We start from the raw sequence: 18,299 nt of genomic DNA, 5'->3' as shown, positions 1-18,299 counted from the left end.
CTCGCCATAACCTAGTTTTCGCGACAGGACCGGCCTGCCGCCTCTGGGGTCAGGCGGCGCGCTGGGTCAGCAATTGCGCAAGCAGCTTGTCGGCTTCGCCCGACGCTTCGCCCTCGAGGGCACCGCCGCGCATCTGGTGCCAGGTGATGAGCTCCATCGTGCCATCGTGGTGCTCGGCAATCGCGGTACAGCTTTCCACCCAATCGCCGGTGTTGATGTAGCGGATATCGCCGATGTTCTCGATGACGGCATGGTGGATGTGTCCGCAGATCACGCCCTGCGCGTCGTAGCGACGAGCCTCGTCGGCAACCACCTTCTGGAACTCGCCGATGAAGTTCACCGCATGCTTCACCTGGAGCTTGGCCCAGGAGGAGAACGACCAATAGGGCATGCCGAGACGCCGGCGGATGGCGGCCAGGCCGATATTGATGGCGATCGCCGTGTCATAGGCCCAGTCGCCGAGATAGGCCAGCACACGGGCATTGCGCACCACCACATCGAACTCGTCGCCGTGCAGGATGAGATACTTGCGGCCGTCGGCGCCGGCGTGGAGATAGCGCTGCGCCACCTCGATGCCGCCGAAGTGCACGCCGGGAAAATCGCGCAGGAACTCGTCGTGATTGCCGGGGATATAGACGATGCGCGTACCCTTGCGCGCCTTGCGCAGCAATTTCTGGACGACGTCGTTGCAGTTCTGCGGCCAGTACCAGCTGCGCTTCAGTCGCCACCCGTCGACGATATCGCCGACAAGCACGATCGTTTCGGCTTCGTGGTACCGCAGGAAATCAAGCAGGTAGTCCGTCTTGGCGGCCTTGGAGCCGAGATGGACGTCGGAGATGAACAACGTCCTGAGCTTTCGTACGGAGTTGTCTTGCTGCGCCGCCGTCATGCCAGCCTCGTCTCTAGTTACGCTTCCTGCCTCCGTGAAAACCAGACTCGTGTTTCAGGAAGATGACATGAGCGCCTTGCTGCCTGTCGGGCTCCCGAAATCAGCACGGCAAACTGTACCTCGCTCCGAATTCATGCCAAAAGGCACGACCACGAATGAGGAATGTGAGAGCATGAACACGGGCGACAAAACGAAATCCCAAACAGGTCCGGCCAGCGGCGACATCGACCAGCAGGCCCTATTCTTCCACCGTTACCCTCGCCCGGGAAAGCTCGAAATCCAGCCCACCAAGCCGCTCGGCAACCAGCGTGACCTGGCGCTTGCCTATTCGCCAGGCGTTGCCGCGCCTTGCATCGCCATCCGCGACAACCCGGAGACGGCTGCGGATTTCACCGCCCGTGCCAACCTGGTTGCCGTGATCTCCAACGGCACAGCCGTGCTCGGCCTCGGCAATATCGGCCCGCTGGCCTCCAAGCCGGTCATGGAAGGCAAGGCGGTTCTGTTCAAGAAGTTCGCCGGCATCGACGTCTTCGACATCGAGATCGACGCCTCGAGCATCGACCGCATGGTCGACGTGATCTCGGCACTGGAGCCGACTTTCGGCGGCATCAACCTCGAGGACATCAAGGCGCCCGAGTGCTTCGAAGTCGAGCGGCGCCTGCGCGAGAAGATGCAGATCCCGGTCTTCCATGACGACCAGCACGGAACCGCCATCATCGTCGCCGCCGCCATCCTCAACGGTCTGGAACTCGCCGGCAAGGACATCGCCAAGGCAAAGATCGTCACCTCCGGCGCTGGTGCGGCAGCACTTGCCTGTCTCAACCTGCTCGTGACGCTCGGCGCCAAGCGCGAGAACATCTGGGTCCACGACCTCGAAGGCCTCGTCTACAAGGGGCGCGAAGTGTTGATGGACGAGTGGAAGTCCATCTATGCGCAGGACAGCAGCAACCGCGTTCTCGCCGACAGCATCGGCGGCGCAGACGTCTTCCTCGGCCTGTCCGCCGCAGGCGTGCTGAAGCCGGAACTGCTGGTGCAGATGGCCGAAAAGCCGCTGATCATGGCGCTTGCCAACCCGACGCCGGAGATCATGCCGGAAGCCGCCCGTGCCGCCCGCCCGGACGCGATGATCTGCACCGGCCGCTCGGACTTTCCGAACCAGGTCAACAACGTTCTCTGCTTTCCGCACATCTTCCGCGGAGCGCTCGACTGCGGCGCAAGCACGATCAACGAAGAAATGAAGATGGCGGCGGTCCGCGCCATTGCCGGCCTCGCCCGCGAGGAGCCGTCCGACGTTGCCGCCCGCGCCTATTCCGGCGAGACCCCGGTCTTCGGCCCGGACTACCTCATCCCCTCGCCCTTCGACCAACGCCTCATCCTGCGCATCGCGCCGGCCGTCGCCAAGGCAGCTGAGGAAAGCGGTGTCGCCACCCGTCCGATCCAGGACTATGACGCCTATCTCGACAAGCTGAACCGCTTCGTCTTCCGTTCGGGCTTCATCATGAAGCCGGTGTTCGCGGCTGCCAAGAACGCCCAGAAGAACCGGGTGATCTTTGCCGAAGGCGAAGACGAGCGCGTGCTGCGCGCCGCCCAGGTGCTGCTCGAAGAGGGTACTGCCCGCCCGATCCTGATCGGCCGTCCGCAGATCATCGAGACCCGCCTGCGCCGCTACGGCCTGCGCATCCGTCCCGATGTCGATTTCGAAGTGGTCAACCCCGAAGGCGACCCGCGCTACCGCGACTATGTCGAGGACTACTTCGCCCTTGTCGGCCGTCTCGGCGTCATCCCGGAAGCCGCCCGCACCATCGTGCGCACCAACACGACGGTCATCGGCGCACTTGCCGTCAAGCGCGGCGAAGCCGATGCGCTGATCTGCGGCGTCGAAGGCCGCTATTCCAGGCACATGCGCGACGTTTCGCAGATCATCGGCAAGCGTGAAGGCGTGCTCGACTTCTCGGCCCTCAGCCTGCTGATCTCCCAGCGCGGCGCCACCTTCTTCACCGACACCTATGTGAGCTACTGCCCGAGCGCCGAGGAGATCGCGCAGACGACGGTCATGGCCGCACAGGAAATCCGCCGCTTCGGCATCACGCCGCGTGCGGCCCTCGTCTCGCACTCGAACTTCGGTTCGCGCGATTCGGAAAGCGCCACCAAGATGCGCAAGGCGCTTCAGCTGGTGCTCGAACTGGCGCCCGATCTCGAAGTCGACGGCGAAATGCACGGCGATGCTGCGATCTCGGAAGCGCTGCGCCATCGCGTCATGCCGGACAGCAGCCTGTCGGGCGAAGCCAACCTCCTAGTCTTCCCCAATCTCGATGCCGCCAACATCACGCTCGGCGTCGTCAAAACCATGACCGACAGCCTGCATGTCGGCCCGATTCTTCTCGGTTCGGCGCTTCCCGCCCACATCCTGTCGCCTTCGGTCACGTCGCGCGGTGTCGTCAACATGGCGGCTCTCGCGGTCGTCGAAGCCAGCCATCCGGGCTGAAATGATACCGCGGAGATCGCCTTCGATCTTCGCGGAGTTCGGGCGCCGCACCGGCGCCCCCAATGCCATATCCAGGCGCCGCGCAATCGTTGAGCGCGGCGCTCTATCGCCCGAGAATCACAGCGGAATCACCCTCTACCGCAGGCTCGCGCAAACCGACCGCGGCGGTCGGCAATCGAAAATTGCAAAATTGGCATTACACACCAAACAGGTAAGTTTGCGCTGGACAAAAGGTGAACCCCTAACCATGCTGGAGCCTCGGACGAGATTCGGTGTTGTGGCATGACTGAGCAGCAGGCTGTCCTCGACATGCTGGAAATCCTGGAATGCGGCGGCTGTGTCGAGCCCGCTCATTTCTTTACGTTGATGCGCCGCACGTTCCGCATCGCCCATCTCCTGTACCTGGAAGCCGAGCCCTACGCGGACGAACTCAAGATCTGCCGCCTGCATCACACCTTCGGTGCCTATGCCGCAGAAATCTACCGGTCGCGCGGCCTTCACCGAATCGACCCTATCTTGAAACTCGCACTTGGCGGCGTTCGCCCGGTGGAGTGGACGATGGCGCGACATCGCTTTGCGGACTGCGAGCCGCTTTTCCAGGCGGCACAGGAGATCGGTCTTTCCACCGAGGGCGTCGCCCTGCCGCTACCATCACCGGCCGGCCGGATGGCGATGCTGGCGATCAACGTCAACATGCCGGCCGACGAGTGGACGGTCTATCGGCGCCATCACCTGCGCGATTTCCAGCTCGCGGCGAATCTCTTCCACGCCGCCATGCTGGAGCACGGCGCGATGGCCGGCAGCATTTCGACCCGCGACATGCGGCTCACCGGCCGCGAGACCGAGGTTTTGACCTGGGCCGCTGCCGGCAAGAGCTATTGGGAGATCGCAACGATTCTCGGCATTTCCGAGCGCACCGTGCGCTTTTTCATGACCAATGCGAGGCGCAAGCTCAATGTCGTGTCCAATACGCAGGCCGTTGCCCAGGCCGTCCGCCATGCGCTGATCCCCACCGTTTGACGCAGCTCGCGCCAAGTCCTCCAAAAAACCCCTCGAAATCTAGTGGGAAAAATCGCTGATTTAAACTGTCACTACCGACAGTTACGCGACCGCCGCCGGCCTGACAGCATCCGCCCATCCCCAAACAAGGATGGAGAAAAAGATGATCAGGATCCTGAACGGAAAGACCCGCGCACAGCACCCGCAGGCCGTCGACGATATGTTTCGGCTGCGCAAGCGCGTCTTTCACGATTTCCTAAAATGGGATGTGCAGACGGACGGCGAGTGGGAAATCGACAACTACGACAAGGCAAATCCGCTCTACGTGCTCTCCTATGCCCCCGACACCGGTCGCCTGCGTGGCGCGCTGCGGCTGCTGCCGACGCTCGGCCCCAACATGCTGGACGACACCTTCCCGATCCTGCTCGGCGACAACCCGGAAATCCGCAGCGCCTCGGTATGGGAATCGAGCCGCTTCTGCATCGAGCCGGAGATTTCGCAGGACCGCGCCTCGAATCAGGTCACCGTTGCAGCGGCCGAATTGATGTGCGGCGTCGGTGAACTCGGCCTTGCCTCCGGCATCACCCATATCGTCACCGTTACCGACGTGTTCCTGGAGCGCATGTTCCGCCGCATGGGATGCCCCGGCGAGCGCATTGCCGAACCGCACCGCATCGGCTCGGTCTTTGCCGTTGCCGTCGCCTGGGAAGTGAATGAGAGCCTGCTCCAGCGTATGAAAGCGGTAGCCGCCATCGAAGGCACTGTTCTCGAACGTCCGATGTCGCTGGAAACCGCCCGCGCCGCTTGATCTCTTCGCTCTGCCGGGCCCGTTAACGCAAACCGCCGCTTGTCGTTGCACGATCGCCGACAAGCTCTATGATGGAGGTGAAACAGGAATTGCCGCTGGCAGCCGCCCATATCAGAAGACCGGCGTCATGCGGTTGCAGGAAGAGACTTCGCCCGTGTTCCCGCGCTTGAAACACCTCGCTGCGGTGCTTGTGCCGTTTGCCCTGGTCGGTGCCGATCCTTCGCTGGCATCGACCGTGTGCGACCGGCTGAACACGCGTCTTGCGCAGCTGCCTGACATCGTCTCCAGCAATGCCGACGCCCGTGACTATGCGAGTGCGATCTCCCGCCAGAACATCGAACTGCGCAGGGCGAAGAACGACCGCCGTCGTGCGGCCTGTGGTGACGGCAACGTCGTCACCTTCGATGGCGGCAACCCGGATATCTGTGGCGAACTCGACGGTCTCATTGCCGAGATGGAAGACAATCTGCGCATGCTGAAGTCGGAGCGCGAGCAGATTGTTGCCGGAGGCAGCCAGGACAGCCGTCGCCGCATCCTTGCCGCGCTGGAGATCAATGGCTGCTACGGCGACCGCGAAGAGTTCGCGAGCGTCGACCCCGAAGAGCCCGAATCGCACCGCAACATCATTGCCGATCTGCCGCCGGACGACGCCTACGGCCCGATGCTTGGCGAAGACGGCTATGCCCCGCAGGAACGCTACTACAGCGGCACGCTGCGGACCATGTGCGTGCGCACCTGCGACGGCGCCTTTTTCCCGATCTCCTCGGACGCGACGCCGGCCGATTTCCCGCGGGACGAACAGGCCTGCCGGGCGCGCTGCCCGGGTGCCGAAACCGAACTCTACTTCCATGATATCAACACGGAAGAGAGCGACCAGATGGTCTCGGCCGTGACCGGCCGGCCCTATACCGAAATGCCGAATGCCTTCGCCTATCGCACGCGCGGTGTCAGCAAGCCCGGCATGTGCGGCTGCCAGATACCACAGACCGCCGCAACCTCACCGAAGACGACCGGCACCAGGATCGGTGACGACCAGTCGTCCATCGTCGTGATCGAAACCAAGAAGCCGGCGGAGACCATGACCGCCAAGGCACCGCCTGAGGAGCGGCCCTACGATCCGTCGAAGAGCAAGGTGCGCGTCGTCGGCCCGACCTTCCTGCCGCAACAGGAAACCTCGATCGACCTGAAGCACCCGAAGGGACCGGCCTATCAACCGGTCCAGAACTGATCCCGGCGCGCCATCTCAAAGCGCGCCGCGATCTTCAGTTTCGCTCGTTGCGCTTCAAGTTCTCGATATTTCGCATCGCTGTCGCAATACCGCTGCGCACTTTGGCGCAACGGGTTTCAGGAACGCTCGCTGCAGTTCCCCCAGCCTTCCTCGAACACGAGTTCTTCCAGCGGCAGACGCTGCCGCCATCCCTTCACCGCCAGCTCCGGCTGTTGGTAGAGGCGATCGACATAGCCGAGGCAGAGCCAGGCGACGATCTCGACATGACCAGGGATGCCGAGGATCGCCTTGATCTCCGCCTCGTGGAAGATGCTGACCCAGCCGACACCGACACCTTCGGCGCGCGCGGCAAGCCACAGGTTCTGCACGGCGCAAACCGTGGAATAGACATCCATCTGCGGATTATGGGTACGGCCGAGGACGACGGCGCCGCCGCGCGTGCGGTCACAGGTGACGCAGATGCTGAGCGGCGCCTTGCGAATGCCCTCGAGTTTCAGCGAACGGTACTTCGTCTGCTGTTCCGCCTCGAACATCAAGGCGGCCTCGTCGTTGGCGCGGCGAAAGGCCTGCCAGACGCGCTCACGCGTTTCTTCCGCTCGCACCAGCACGAAGTTCCAGGGCTGCATGAAGCCGACAGACGGCGCGCTATGCGCAGCCGTAAGCAGGCGTTTCACCAGATCGTCGGGAAGAGGTTCTGCGAGAAATTCGTCGCGCACGTCGCGGCGTGTTTCGATGGCGCGGTAGACGGCCTCCCGCTCATTGCGCGCGAAGGCACCGGCAGCCGCAAGGCCGCCCTTCGGTTCAGTTAGCATCGTTCGATCCCCAACAATGCGCAACCTCCCGCCGTCCGCGCGGGGTTCGGTCTATCTTGCCAGGCCGGTCTTCTGACTCCGGTTCAACCGGCCGCCTCACCTTCCCAGACCGATTGAAGATCCAGTGGCAAATCCTTGAATCAATTCAAGGCACTTAGAGGCGACCGTCCCCGTCACAGCGTTGGGCACGTTCCGGAATGACGCCGGATTCCCGATTCTCCCGCTCGCGCGGGCACCTGACGCCGCCATAAGCGCATAGCGGCAACCGAAAGACAAGCGCCGCCTATAGCGGCGCCACCGGATGCGGCGAACCGTCATAGCCGCCCCAGACCGATTGATCGAAGCAGATCACCGATCCGGTCATTAGCCCCGATTCAGCCGAAGACAGATAGGCGCAGGCACGTGCCACCTCTGCCGGGTCGACGAGCCGGCCGAACGGCTGGCTGGCAGCCGCCTTTTCGAGCCAGTCCACCGATGCACCGTGAAACTCGCGCTGGATCCGGTCCTCGCCTTCGGAAGCCATCCAGCCGATATTCAGGCCGTTGACCCGAATGCGGTTTCGCAGGAGCGCATAGGCCGTATTCTTGGTCAACGTCTCCAGCGCCCCTTTCGACGAGCAATAGGCGGCGATGAAGGGCTGCCCGGCCATCGCCGACATGGAGCCGATATTGACGATCGTGCCTTCGGTTCGCTCGCGTCGCATCACCTTCACCGTCTCCTGCATCAGGAAGAACGGCGCTCGCACGTTGATCGCGAACATCCGGTCGAAAAGTTCGGGCGTCGTATCGAGGATCGTGCCGCGGTCAGTGATCGCGGCGGCATTGACCAGCGCATCGACCCGGCCGAACTCCGCATCACAAGCGGCAACGACCTTACGGGCGTCCTCCACCTTTTCGAGATCGGCTTCGACATAGACCACCTTCGCGCCGCTGTCCTTGCCGATCTCCTCAGCCTTCGCCCGCCCCTTGGCCGCATTGCGTCCGCAGATGACGATGCCGGCAGCACCACGCTCGGCGAAGAGGCCGGCAATCGTTGCGCCCAACCCTTGCGTGCCACCGGTGACGACGGCGATCTTGCCTTCCAATTGTCCACTCATCGAATTGCTCCTCGAAGATGATCGTGTCAAACAGCGACGGCTCCCGGGCGAAACGCACCGGGAGCCTTTCGAATGGGTAGTTGAACCATCAGCTCAGCTTGCGCTTCGCCTGCGCGTCGAGCGCCGCGTGAAAATCCTGCGAACTCGTTCCCGCGGCCAGCGCCTCGCGCATCAGCTGTGCCTGGGTCTTCGGCGCCAGCCCGCCGAGCGGCGGATCACGGTCGAGATTGGTCGGGAAGGAGTAGCCTTCTGCACAGGATGCGATCGCGTTGGCCGCTTCCGCTTCGGTCAGCTGGCCGTTGGCCAGCAACGCCTTCAGCGCCGGGTAGAGCGTTGCGCTCATCGTCAGCCGATCGACGGTCTCCATCGCCCGGCCAAAGGCGGAGGACACCTGCAGCAGGTTCGCCACGCGACGGATATCGGCGGAGCGGTTGTTGCCGGCTGCATGGAAGAGCGCCGGATTGAAGAAGACGACATCGCCCTTTTCGAGCGGGAGCTGCACGTGATGCTCGTCGAAATAGGCGCGGAACTCCGGCCGGTTGAGCGCCAGGTAGCCCGGCACATAGGTCTGGCTATAGGGCAGGAACAGCGTCGGTCCGCTCTCGAGCGGCATGTCGCAATGGGCAACCGCGCCCTGCAGCGTCAGCACCGGCGAGAGCTTGTGCACGTGCGCCGGGTACTGCTCGATCACCGCGGAGGTCTGGAAGCCGAGATGATAGTCCCGGTGCGCCGACTGCGCAGCACCACCCGGATTGACGCGGTTCACCTGCGCCGTCATCTGGTAGTTCGGCCCGAGCCAGGCTTCGCTGACGAGTGCGATGATGGTATTGCCGTAATAGGCGGCAAAATTCTCCGGTGCCTTGAGGCAGTGCTTCTCCAGCGAGTTCCAGATGCGATCGTTGGCGCCGGGCTTGGCAAAGTGATCGCCGCCGCCGCTGTTGCTGCGATGCTGCTCCTCGATGATCTCGTCGAAGACGGTGCTCGCGACATCGACCGCGGCGGTATCGGCAAAGGCGCGCTTGAAGACCGCCACGCCCGGGCCGGTCGCCAGCGCCTCGCAGATCTCGGCAAGCACCGCACGCCGCGTCTCGGAATTGCCGCAGGCGGCGACGAGATCGGCGCTGTTGTAGCTCAGCACGTTCTTGTCGCAGCCCGAGGCATGGGGATAGTCCGCCAGATTGGTTCGGCGCTCCACTTCCGCCCGGAATGCCTCGATACCGCAGGTCTCTTCGGTGAGCCACACACGCTCGATCCGCTGCCGCGCACTGTTGTCGGTCTTCATCCCGTTTCCTCCTCTGGAACACCTTGATGAACACGACTATAGGCGGCGGCAAAACATGATATAGGGCAAGAATCCATCAAAAATCCATCAGGAGATCCATGGCGATGGCCCATCCGTTTCTGGTCAAGGACATCGCCTTTCAGGCCGGCCTCAGCACCGCGACGGTCGATCGCGTGCTCAACGAGCGCCCGGGCGTCCGCCGCCAGACGAGCGCCCGTGTTCGCGCTGCCATCGAGGAACTGGAAAAGCAGCAGGCCGGACTCGACATTCAGGGCCGCAAGTTCGCGATCGATATCGTCATGGAGGCGCCCGAGCGCTTCACCGATGCGGTGCGGCGGGCCTTCGAAAGCGAAGCGATGACATTGGCACCGACAAGCTTTCGCTGCCGTTTTCACTTCGCCGAGACCATGCGCCCACACGACATCGTGCAACTGCTCGATCGCATCCGCCTGCGAGGAACCGATGGGCTCGTCTTGAAGGCACCGGATGTGCCCGAGATCGTCGCGGCCGTCGCACGCTTCGAAACCAGCGGCATTCCCGTCGTGACGCTGGTGACAGATCTGCCCCATTCCCAGCGGACCGCTTATGCCGGCGCCGACAACAGGGCGGCCGGAGAAACCGCCGCCTATCTGATCGGCGAGCGCTTTGCCGGTGCCGAAGCCACCGTTCTCGTGACGCTATCCAGCGGCCGTTTCCGCGGTGAGGAGGAGCGCGAGATCGGCTTTCGCCGGGTGCTGCGCGAACATTATCCGACAATCCGGATCGTCGAGATCAGCGAAGGGCATGGTCGCGACAGCGAGACGGGCGCGCTGGCCGACGCGGCGCTTGCCGCCAACCAGGACATCAATGCCGCCTATTCGATCGGCGGCGGCAATCGCTCGGTACTCGCAGCCTTCGATCGTCTCGGCCGCCACTGTGCGCTCTACATTGCCCATGATCTGGACGAGGACAATCTGGCGCTGCTGCGCGCGCGGCGCATTCACTTCGTCCTTCACCATGATCTGAAGACCGACGCCCGCACGGCCTTCCGCACGATCATGCTCCATGGCCGCGCTCCGTCCACCGCCGTCGGCCCTCAGCTTTCAGCCGTCGTGGTCATCACGCCCTATAACGTACCGGAGTAGGAAAATCGCCCGAGCCGCCCGGTCCGGCGGGTGGCTCCTCGCCGGAGGCTTCGCCCGGCAACACCGCATCGTCAGCGGTCTCGACGCGGTTGCGGCCGCGCCGTTTGGCAAGATAGAGCGCCTCATCCGCAGCCAGCAGCAGGGCGCGCGCCGTCAGGCCATGTCGTGGCGCGAAAGCGATGCCGGCGCTGCCACCGACGACGAGCAACTGGCCGTTGAACGCGACCGGCGTCTGCGCATCGGCGACAAGGCCAGCCGCAAGACCACAGGCTTCCGTCTCGCTGCAATCGCCGAGGATGATGGCGAACTCATCGCCGCCAAGCCGCGCGACTGTCCCCTTGGGTCCGGCTCGGTTGCGAAAGCGCTCGGCCATGGCGACCAGAACGGCGTCGCCGGCCGCGTGGCCGTGGCGGTCGTTGACCGCCTTGAACTCGTCGAGATCGGCATAGACCAGCGTGAACGGATGCGTCTTTGCCCGCAGCAGCGCTGCCGCCAGCATATCGTCGAAACCGCTGCGGTTGAGCAGACCCGTCAGGCGATCGTGCTTGGCGAGATGGCGGTTGAGCGCCTCGCTCTGCTGCAAGGCGGCAAAGAGTGTCGAGAAGCGGAAGGCGACGAACGCCATCAGCAGCGCCGCGACGATCGCCATGGCGATGACGCTCGGCAGCAGTTCGGCGCGCACAAAGCCACCCGGCGACTTCGGCATCCACGCCGCCACCAGACAGGAGGCGTCCGAACAGCGCCCGATCGAGGCATAGACGCTACCCTCCGGCCGCTCGGTCAGCGGCACGAAGGCCAACCCGCGGATACCCAGGCGCGCGGCGATTTCGCGGGTCATCTTGGCCGTCACTGGCCTGACCGAGACCATGAGCATCGGTGCCCGGCGCTCGGCCGGGATCACCAGCGTTTCCGGGATGACCGCCTGAACGACCGCCACGCTCATGCGCCCGTCGATCTCGCGCAGGTCCACCGCATGAATTCCGGGCACGGCCGGCATCAGCGATTGCGGATCCGGGGTGACGACATCAAGCACATAGGAACCATGGTTGTTTCTGAGCGAGTTGTCGTAGCGGCGCTTGGCTTCGTCGAGCAGATCATCGACCTCGTCAAGCGGCACACGGGCCGTGTCGCCCGGCACGACCACACCATCCTTCAACACCGTCGAAACCTTGTGATCGACGTCCGTCACGATCAGCCAGGAGAATCCGTAGTCCTCCCACAGCCAGCCCATCAGCTCATCCGCTGCAAAGATGTCGCTGACATGCCCATTGGCGAGCTCCTGATAGGTCTTGTCCCAGAAGGAGATCTGCGCCTGAAATTGAACGACCGCATCCATCTGGTGGCGCAGCTCGTTTGCCACCAGGCGGCGCTCGGCCGACAGGCCGAAGCGGTCCGCCTCGGCGACGGACCGATCGAGAACGTAGATGAGGCTCGCGATGATCAAGACGGCGACCAGGGTGCAGGCGGCATGGATTGCCCAAACCGTTCTTCTCCGCTTCGCTAGCCGCAAAGTCTTGTCCATGATGCAATCGCCCCCTCGTCCGGCCGGCTGTCGCGAGCGTGCATCGCGCCTTTCCAAGCGCGATGCACAGCGACGGCGGCGGGCACGGGCAGCACCGTAGAGAGCAAAGTCAAAGTTTGGCTTAAATAAGCTGGTGTTGAAATACTTAACGGTTTCAACCCGCTGAATCCGTTGACAATCAGCAGTCGCAGGTGCGCTTGCAGGGAGCGCAAGCCAAAGCCAGCACTCCCCCATTTGCACCGGGTGTTTACTTCGGCACGGCCGCCGGGCGCAGCAAGGAGATGATCTCCTCATCGCCCTTGTCGCGCGCCAGATCGCGGATCGACGGACCCGCGATGCCGTCCCGGACGCCGGCATTGGCACCTCGATCAAGGAGCAGCCGCACGGCGGCGGCCTGCCCGTTGACTACGGCGAATGCCAGCGGCGTCATCCAATCCTGTTGCGGCGCCGGACGGCCGTGGCCCCGGAAGCGGCCGAACGGCGTTTCGAGCAAGTCTGGCTGCCGGTCGAGGTTCTCGGCAATGCGATGGAGTACACCGAACGATGCGGCCGCAAAGATATCCAGCGGCTCTTCCTTCAGGAAACGCACCATCTCGGCCCTGCCATTGTACGCGGCCCAGCCGATCGGCGGCGCATGATGGAAGGGATCGCGGGCCGTTGCATTAGCGCCGTGATCGAGCAGCAGCCTCGCCATTGCGAGATGCCCGTGCAGCGCCGCCTCGTGTAGCGGCGTGCGCGATGTCATGCGGTTGACGTCGAAGCCGAGCGACAGCATGAGCGTCGCTTCGACGCGCCTGTCCTCACCAGCCGCTTCATGCAGCAATACCGGATGCGCTGTCTGCGTTCGTGCAATCAGCGTCGGATCGGCATCGCCAAGTGCCCTTGCCACGTCTCCGTCGTTTTCCGAGATCGCCCGGGCCAACCGGTCGACATCGTCGAGCGGTGCTTCCACTGCACCTTGCGAAATCAGATACTGCGCCAGTACCCCGTCGCCGCCGAGTTCCGCCCATTGGTAAGGCGTTCGCCCCTTGATGGTGCGATTGACGTCAGCGCCGTGCTCGACCAGAAGCCGCACGCGGTCGCCCATGCGTTTTTCGAGCGCCCAGGCAAGCTGGTAGTCGAAAACGCGCTCGCCGTTCTCGACGAAACCGCCGTCGGCCCGCACCAACCAGTTGTTCCTGTCATTGGCGTTGAGGCCATAGGCGAGCAGCAGCTTCAGGCAGCCGTTATCAGGCTCGAACATCCGGTTATAGAGCGCCTGGCTGTCATTGGCCTGGGCTCCGGCGTCAAGCAGCAGCCGCGCGAATGCCGCCCACTCCGGGTGCGGCGGCTGCCGCTCGCGCCCGGCCTCGCCCTCGCCGAAGACGCCGGTCAGCGCCGTGAAACGATACTGGCCATCATCCAGCCAATGGGCGTCCGGATTGGCCCCGCGCGCGATCAGCCGCGCGCCGACCTCCAAGGAGGAGCGACCGGGAACCCGGGCATAGGCGGCGTAAAGCAGCGGCTCCCAGTCGTAGGGACCGCCGCGCCTGGTTGCAAGTTTCGGATCACGATCAAGCCAGCGGTCGACCGCAGCGGCATCGCCATTTGCTGCCGCGACATGAATGCTGTCCTCGCCGATTTCAGGATGGGTCTCGATCAGGGAGAACGCCTCAGAAAAACGTTCGGGATCCGGCGCTATGTCACTGAAATAAGAAACGGTTGCAAGCGACAGGAACCGGTTCGCAAGCTGCTCCGTTGCCGGCTTTGCTGCTCCCGCCTTTTCGAAATGCCGCTTCAGCCTGGTCCAGCTCGAGAAGCCGAATTCGCGGGCAAGCACCAGTTGGGCATCCTGAAGGCCCATCGTGGCGAGATCGGAAAAGTAAGGTAGCGCCCGCTGGCTTGCGCTGGCATCGCCGGCCTTTACGGCCTTCAATAGAGCCTTGGCCTGCTTGCGGAGCATATCGAGGGTAAGGTTCGCGGAAAGATCGCGCGCGATCATGAAAGACCTCCTTTCATTCTCGTCCGGTATCCGCGCCCACAGACTGAAAAGAGGTGTGGCAACCAAGTTCAGTGAGACAGGTGGGCCTTGCCCTTCCCGCGGATCGGATGCGCCCTGCGAACGAGCTCAGCGCTAGCATGCCGCAAGTATACTTGTCCAGCTTTGTCAGCTTTCCGGTTCGTAGCGAACGAAGGCGAAGCGATCGCCCTCCGGAGACCAGTTGGGAACGTTGATCGTTCCCTGCCCGCCGAAGAGCTCGAACAGCACGCGCGCATTGCGGCCATCCATGTCCATCAATCGCAGGCGGACGTCGAGGTCCCTGGGATGATCGAACACGTCGCCGTCATAGGAGAGCACCAGCAAATGCTTTCCATTCGGCGAAGGGTGCGGAAACCAGTCGCCATAGGGGCTGTTCGTGATGCGCGCGACGGCGCTGCCATCGGGCCGAACGCGCCAGATCTGCATGCGTCCGGTGCGGCTGGAGTTGAAGTATATCCATTCGCCGTCCGCCGACCAGTCCGGCCCGTCGTTGCGCCCTTCCCCGTGGGTCAGCCGCCGCTCCTCGCCGCCATCGACAGAGATCGTGTAGATGTCGAAGACCTGGTCGCGGATTCCGCAATAGGTCACCGTTCGTCCATCCGGCGACCAGCCGTGCCAGTAGGACGGCAGGTTGCGGGTCACAAGCCGCGGCGTGCCGCCTTCGGCCGGCAGCAGATAGATTGCCGACTTGCCGAACTCGGTCTTGTCGCTGATTGCGATCGTGGCCCCGTCCGGCGAAATGCCGTGGTCGTTGTTGCAGAGTGTGGCAAAGCCGGTGTCGATCTCCACCGGCTCCGAACCGTCGAGGCCGAGGCGATAAAGTCGGCCATCGCCATTGATGATCAGGTGCGTGCCGTCCCGCGACCAGTTCGGCGCCTCGACCAGCCGGTCCGTTTGCCAGACGACCTGTGTTTCGCCGCTGATGATGTCGTGGATTTCGATGGAACTGCGCATGCCTCTCTCCTGCCTAGCCGCGAAGCTGTTTGTCGCGTTCGCCCGGCGGCAATGTCGCCAGCATTTTGGTGCAGGTCGACTGCATCAGGATCAGATTGCGTTGGTCCCGCCAAGCCGAGAAGAAGCCCCAGGCCAAAAGCAGCAGCGTGCAGACGAAGGCAACCCCGACGATGACAAGGCTGCCGATCGCCAGACCGTAGATCCCGAAGACCGCGGGTGTTGCGAAATAGGCGACCTGCGCCGAAAGCTGCCTGCTCACCGAAGCGTCGCTCAGCGAGCATAGCCGAACGAGCCGGATTTCCTCCTCCGTGAACTCCGGACGGCTTTCCCCTCCGTCCCGCGCTTCGGCAGACGCGCTCACCACCTACCCCCGATCGCGGAAGCGGTTGGTGATCGGGTAGCGCCGGTCGCGGCCGAAGTTCTTCTTGGTGATCTTCACTCCCGGTGCCGACTGCCGGCGCTTGTACTCGGCGATGTAGAGCAGATGCTCAACCCGGTGCACCGTTGCCTCGTCATGGCCGCGCGCCACGATCTCGTCGGTCCCCATCTCCTTTTCCACCAGGCACTCGAGAATATCGTCGAGCACCGGATAGGGCGGCAGCGAATCCTGGTCCGTCTGGTTGGGACGAAGCTCTGCCGAAGGCGCCTTGTCGATGATGTTCTGCGGAATGACGATGCCCGATGGGCCCAGTGCACCTGGGGGAACCGTGGTATTGCGCCAACTCGATATGGCATAGACCTGCATCTTGTAGAGGTCCTTGATCGGATTGAAACCGCCGTTCATGTCGCCATAGAGCGTGGCATAGCCGACGGACATTTCCGACTTGTTGCCCGTGGTCACCACCATCGAGCCGAACTTGTTGGAGATCGCCATCAGAATGGTGCCGCGCGTGCGGCTCTGCAGGTTCTCCTCGGTGATGCCGGGCTCCGTTCCCTCAAACGTATCGGAAAGCGCGCTCAGGAACCCTTCGACCGGCTCGGAAATCGGCACGATGTCGTAGCGGCAGCCGAGAGCGGCGGCACATTCCTTGGCGTCCTTCAGCGATTCCTGCGAGGTGTAGCGGTAGGGCAGCATGACGGTGCGCACCCGCTCTTCGCCAAGGGCGTCGACGGCCAGTGCGGCGCAGATCGCCGAATCGATACCGCCGGAAAGTCCGAGCACGACATTCTTGAAGCCGTTCTTGTTCACATAGTCACGGAAGCCGAGCATGCAGGCGCGGTAATCCGCCTCCTCCCGCTCCGGCAGGCGAGACTTCAGGCCGCCTTCGCAATGCCAGCCGCCGCCGCCCTTCTTCCATTCGACGATCGAAATCGCCTCCTCGAACTGGCTCATCTGGAAGGCCAACGACTTGTCGGTGTTGAAGGCGAAGCTTGCGCCGTCGAACACAAGCTCGTCCTGGCCACCGAGCTGGTTGGCATAGATCATCGGAAGGCCGGTCTCGAGAACCTGCTTCAGCACCACCTGGTGGCGGACATCCACCTTGCCGCGATAGTAGGGCGAACCATTCGGCGACAAGAGGATCTCCGCGCCGCTTTCCGCCAGCGTCTCGCACACGCCGAGATCGCCCCAGATGTCCTCGCAGATCGGAATACCGATGCGCACGCCGCGGAAGTTCACCGGGCCCGGCATCTCCCCCTGATCGAAGACGCGCTTTTCGTCGAACTCGCCGTAGTTCGGCAGATCGACCTTGTCGCGGAATGCGATCACCTTGCCGTCGTCAAGCACCGCCACCGAATTGTGTCGCCCGGATTTGGCAAGCCGCGGCAAACCGATGATGACGCCCGGTCCGCCGTCGGCCGTCTCGGCCGCCAGCTTTTCGACTGCTTGCAGGCATGCCTTCAGGAAGGCCGGCTTCAAAACGAGATCTTCCGGCGGATAGCCGGAAATGAACAGCTCCGTCAGCAACAGGAGATCGGCGCCCTGGCGCGCGGCATCAGCGCGCGCCTCGCGTGCCTTGGCCAGGTTTCCGGCGATGTCACCCACCGTCGGATTGAGCTGGGCGACTGCGATGCGGAGGATGGTGGGGGCGGTCTTGTGAGCGGTCATGAGCGGGCCTGTCGGTCTTTTCTGAGCGATTGCGTCTGACTTTCGCAGTGTTCTTTAGCGCAATCCGCGGGAAAATACCCACAGCCAATCGCCGCTCCGCGAAAAAATACCGAAAAATTCTGTCTTTCCCGGTTCTTATGAAGGGCCGTTGCAGTGCCCTCACGTCACGAAAACCTGTTCCCAAACCACGTTAAGAAACCATTCATCCCCTGTTCAAAATGACAGGCGTATGACAGTTACACGACGCATTTATGAAATTGGAGAACATGTTGGCTAGTATCGATTCCGCTGTCGCGAGAGGCTCGCGCGTCTACGTCGATAGACCCGGCTTCACCGCACGGCACGCCAAGACACTTGCGGCCACCCGCAGCGCATTGTTCTCCCTCTTCGTCGCAGCCTCCCTCGTCTTCGTCGTCGAACTGATCGTGCGTCAGTCGCTGTCCGATGCGCTCGCCTACATGCTCGATCCGACGCGCCCGGCGCTGACGACCGTCGGCGCATTCTTCCTGATCATGCTGGCCGTTGACGGTATTTTCGGTCGCGAGCACAAATCGGCAGTGGTGATCGCACCGCTTGCCATCATCCCTGCCGTCGTCTGCCAGCAGAAACAGGTCTTCCTCTCCGATCCGCTCTATCCGACCGACTTCCTGTTCGGCCGCCAGATCATGGAATTGATGCCCGTTCTGGTGAAGGATCGGCCGTGGACGGCCATCGGCATCGCCGTCGGCCTGATCGCCGCCGTCGTCGCGATCGCCCTTCTCCTGCGTTTTGCCTGGCGGACCTTTCCCAAGCTTTCGACGCGCGAGCGTGTTGCCCGTCTGGCCTTCGCGCTGCCGCTGCTCGTCGCCTTCTGGAACATCATGGATTACAACCAGTTCTCCTGGATCCGTGACCGCTTGAAGGTCATCCCCATCATGTGGGACCAGACCGAGAACTATAAGCACAACGGTTTCGCCCTTGCGTTTGCCATCAACCTGCCGATGGCCAATGTCAGCGCGCCTGCCGGCTACATGGCCGACGCGATCGACCGTAT

Annotated in this window: 14 protein-coding genes, 1 pseudogene and 1 riboswitch; of the genes and pseudogenes, 6 read left to right on the top strand and 9 right to left on the bottom strand. The window is 63.2% G+C overall.

Annotation, left to right across the window (positions count from 1 at the left end):
* Window positions 1-49: 49 nt before the first annotated feature.
* Window positions 50-889 (bottom strand): UDP-2,3-diacylglucosamine diphosphatase, encoded by an 840-nt coding sequence (locus I8N66_RS19075; RefSeq protein ID WP_113540092.1) that lies wholly within the window; start codon window positions 887-889, stop codon window positions 50-52.
* 172 nt (window positions 890-1,061) lie between these two features.
* On the opposite strand from I8N66_RS19075, the gene I8N66_RS19070 reads away from it, so the two are divergent.
* From I8N66_RS19070 to I8N66_RS19055, 4 genes are all read left to right on the top strand, one after another.
* Window positions 1,062-3,374, top strand: coding sequence for an NADP-dependent malic enzyme (locus I8N66_RS19070; protein ID WP_291156659.1), 2,313 nt, complete (start codon window positions 1,062-1,064; stop codon window positions 3,372-3,374).
* A 282-nt stretch (window positions 3,375-3,656) separates the two neighbouring features.
* A complete protein-coding gene (locus tag I8N66_RS19065) occupies window positions 3,657-4,394 on the top strand; it encodes a LuxR family transcriptional regulator (RefSeq protein WP_113540094.1) in 738 nt (245 codons plus the stop codon).
* A 142-nt stretch (window positions 4,395-4,536) separates the two neighbouring features.
* On the top strand, window positions 4,537-5,181 hold the full coding sequence (locus tag I8N66_RS19060) for an acyl-homoserine-lactone synthase (RefSeq protein ID WP_113540095.1): 645 nt from the start codon (window positions 4,537-4,539) through the stop codon (window positions 5,179-5,181).
* A 127-nt stretch (window positions 5,182-5,308) separates the two neighbouring features.
* Window positions 5,309-6,409: a DUF2865 domain-containing protein gene (locus I8N66_RS19055; RefSeq protein ID WP_113540096.1), complete on the top strand. Its 1,101-nt coding sequence runs from the start codon at window positions 5,309-5,311 to the stop codon at window positions 6,407-6,409.
* Window positions 6,410-6,525: 116 nt separating this feature from the next.
* On the opposite strand, the gene bluB is transcribed toward I8N66_RS19055, so the two are convergent.
* The 3 genes from bluB to I8N66_RS19040 all read right to left on the bottom strand — a co-directional run bounded on the left by bluB (window position 6,526) and on the right by I8N66_RS19040 (window position 9,599).
* Window positions 6,526-7,221, bottom strand: coding sequence for a 5,6-dimethylbenzimidazole synthase (bluB, locus tag I8N66_RS19050; protein WP_113540097.1), 696 nt, complete (start codon window positions 7,219-7,221; stop codon window positions 6,526-6,528).
* A 44-nt stretch (window positions 7,222-7,265) separates the two neighbouring features.
* Window positions 7,266-7,476: riboswitch (cobalamin riboswitch) on the bottom strand.
* Window positions 7,477-7,504: 28 nt separating this feature from the next.
* Complete coding sequence (locus I8N66_RS19045; protein WP_291156648.1) at window positions 7,505-8,317, bottom strand: SDR family oxidoreductase; 813 nt, start codon at window positions 8,315-8,317, stop codon at window positions 7,505-7,507.
* An 88-nt stretch (window positions 8,318-8,405) separates the two neighbouring features.
* The gene (locus tag I8N66_RS19040) at window positions 8,406-9,599 is read right to left on the bottom strand and encodes a phytanoyl-CoA dioxygenase family protein (protein ID WP_291156645.1); all 1,194 of its coding nucleotides are present in this window, start codon (window positions 9,597-9,599) and stop codon (window positions 8,406-8,408) included.
* 104 nt (window positions 9,600-9,703) lie between these two features.
* Between I8N66_RS19040 and I8N66_RS19035 the strand changes: the two genes are divergently transcribed.
* Window positions 9,704-10,723: a LacI family DNA-binding transcriptional regulator gene (locus I8N66_RS19035; protein WP_291156642.1), complete on the top strand. Its 1,020-nt coding sequence runs from the start codon at window positions 9,704-9,706 to the stop codon at window positions 10,721-10,723.
* Here the strand turns inward: I8N66_RS19035 and I8N66_RS19030 are convergent.
* The 5 genes from I8N66_RS19030 to I8N66_RS19010 all read right to left on the bottom strand — a co-directional run bounded on the left by I8N66_RS19030 (window position 10,698) and on the right by I8N66_RS19010 (window position 17,266).
* Window positions 10,698-12,245, bottom strand: a complete 1,548-nt coding sequence (locus I8N66_RS19030; RefSeq protein ID WP_113540100.1) for a GGDEF domain-containing protein — start codon at window positions 12,243-12,245, stop codon at window positions 10,698-10,700. The two genes, I8N66_RS19035 and I8N66_RS19030, sit on opposite strands and share 26 nt — an antisense overlap.
* 247 nt (window positions 12,246-12,492) lie before the next feature.
* Entirely contained in the window at window positions 12,493-14,226 is a 1,734-nt protein-coding gene (locus tag I8N66_RS19025) for an ankyrin repeat domain-containing protein (RefSeq protein ID WP_291156637.1), read from the bottom strand.
* A gap of 165 nt (window positions 14,227-14,391) precedes the next feature.
* A complete protein-coding gene (locus I8N66_RS19020) occupies window positions 14,392-15,219 on the bottom strand; it encodes a TolB family protein (RefSeq protein WP_291156634.1) in 828 nt (275 codons plus the stop codon).
* Between the two features lie 13 nt (window positions 15,220-15,232).
* Complete coding sequence (locus I8N66_RS19015; RefSeq protein ID WP_291156631.1) at window positions 15,233-15,580, bottom strand: hypothetical protein; 348 nt, start codon at window positions 15,578-15,580, stop codon at window positions 15,233-15,235.
* Between the two features lie 3 nt (window positions 15,581-15,583).
* Window positions 15,584-17,266 (bottom strand): NAD+ synthase, encoded by a 1,683-nt coding sequence (locus I8N66_RS19010; protein ID WP_291156629.1) that lies wholly within the window; start codon window positions 17,264-17,266, stop codon window positions 15,584-15,586.
* Between the two features lie 269 nt (window positions 17,267-17,535).
* Between I8N66_RS19010 and I8N66_RS19005 the strand changes: the two are divergent.
* Window positions 17,536-18,299, top strand: a pseudogene (locus I8N66_RS19005) (hypothetical protein); the annotation flags it as partial.

This window comes from Ensifer sp. SSB1 (assembly GCF_016652895.1).
Taxonomy (GTDB): domain Bacteria; phylum Pseudomonadota; class Alphaproteobacteria; order Rhizobiales; family Rhizobiaceae; genus Ensifer.
Note: the sequence above shows the minus strand (reverse complement) of the source record. Positions and strands in the feature narration are given on the sequence as shown.

Bases quoted from the DNA above. Each gene is read 5' to 3' on its own strand.
- I8N66_RS19075 (WP_113540092.1), bottom strand. From the start codon at position 889: ATGACGGCGGCGCAGCAAGACAACTCCGTACGAAAGCTCAGGACGTTG.
- I8N66_RS19070 (WP_291156659.1), top strand. From the start codon at position 1,062: ATGAACACGGGCGACAAAACGAAATCCCAAACAGGTCCGGCCAGCGGC.
- I8N66_RS19065 (WP_113540094.1), top strand. From the start codon at position 3,657: ATGACTGAGCAGCAGGCTGTCCTCGACATGCTGGAAATCCTGGAATGC.
- I8N66_RS19060 (WP_113540095.1), top strand. From the start codon at position 4,537: ATGATCAGGATCCTGAACGGAAAGACCCGCGCACAGCACCCGCAGGCC.
- I8N66_RS19055 (WP_113540096.1), top strand. From the start codon at position 5,309: ATGCGGTTGCAGGAAGAGACTTCGCCCGTGTTCCCGCGCTTGAAACAC.
- bluB (WP_113540097.1), bottom strand. From the start codon at position 7,221: ATGCTAACTGAACCGAAGGGCGGCCTTGCGGCTGCCGGTGCCTTCGCG.
- I8N66_RS19045 (WP_291156648.1), bottom strand. From the start codon at position 8,317: ATGAGTGGACAATTGGAAGGCAAGATCGCCGTCGTCACCGGTGGCACG.
- I8N66_RS19040 (WP_291156645.1), bottom strand. From the start codon at position 9,599: ATGAAGACCGACAACAGTGCGCGGCAGCGGATCGAGCGTGTGTGGCTC.
- I8N66_RS19035 (WP_291156642.1), top strand. From the start codon at position 9,704: ATGGCCCATCCGTTTCTGGTCAAGGACATCGCCTTTCAGGCCGGCCTC.
- I8N66_RS19030 (WP_113540100.1), bottom strand. From the start codon at position 12,245: ATGGACAAGACTTTGCGGCTAGCGAAGCGGAGAAGAACGGTTTGGGCA.
- I8N66_RS19025 (WP_291156637.1), bottom strand. From the start codon at position 14,226: ATGATCGCGCGCGATCTTTCCGCGAACCTTACCCTCGATATGCTCCGC.
- I8N66_RS19020 (WP_291156634.1), bottom strand. From the start codon at position 15,219: ATGCGCAGTTCCATCGAAATCCACGACATCATCAGCGGCGAAACACAG.
- I8N66_RS19010 (WP_291156629.1), bottom strand. From the start codon at position 17,266: ATGACCGCTCACAAGACCGCCCCCACCATCCTCCGCATCGCAGTCGCC.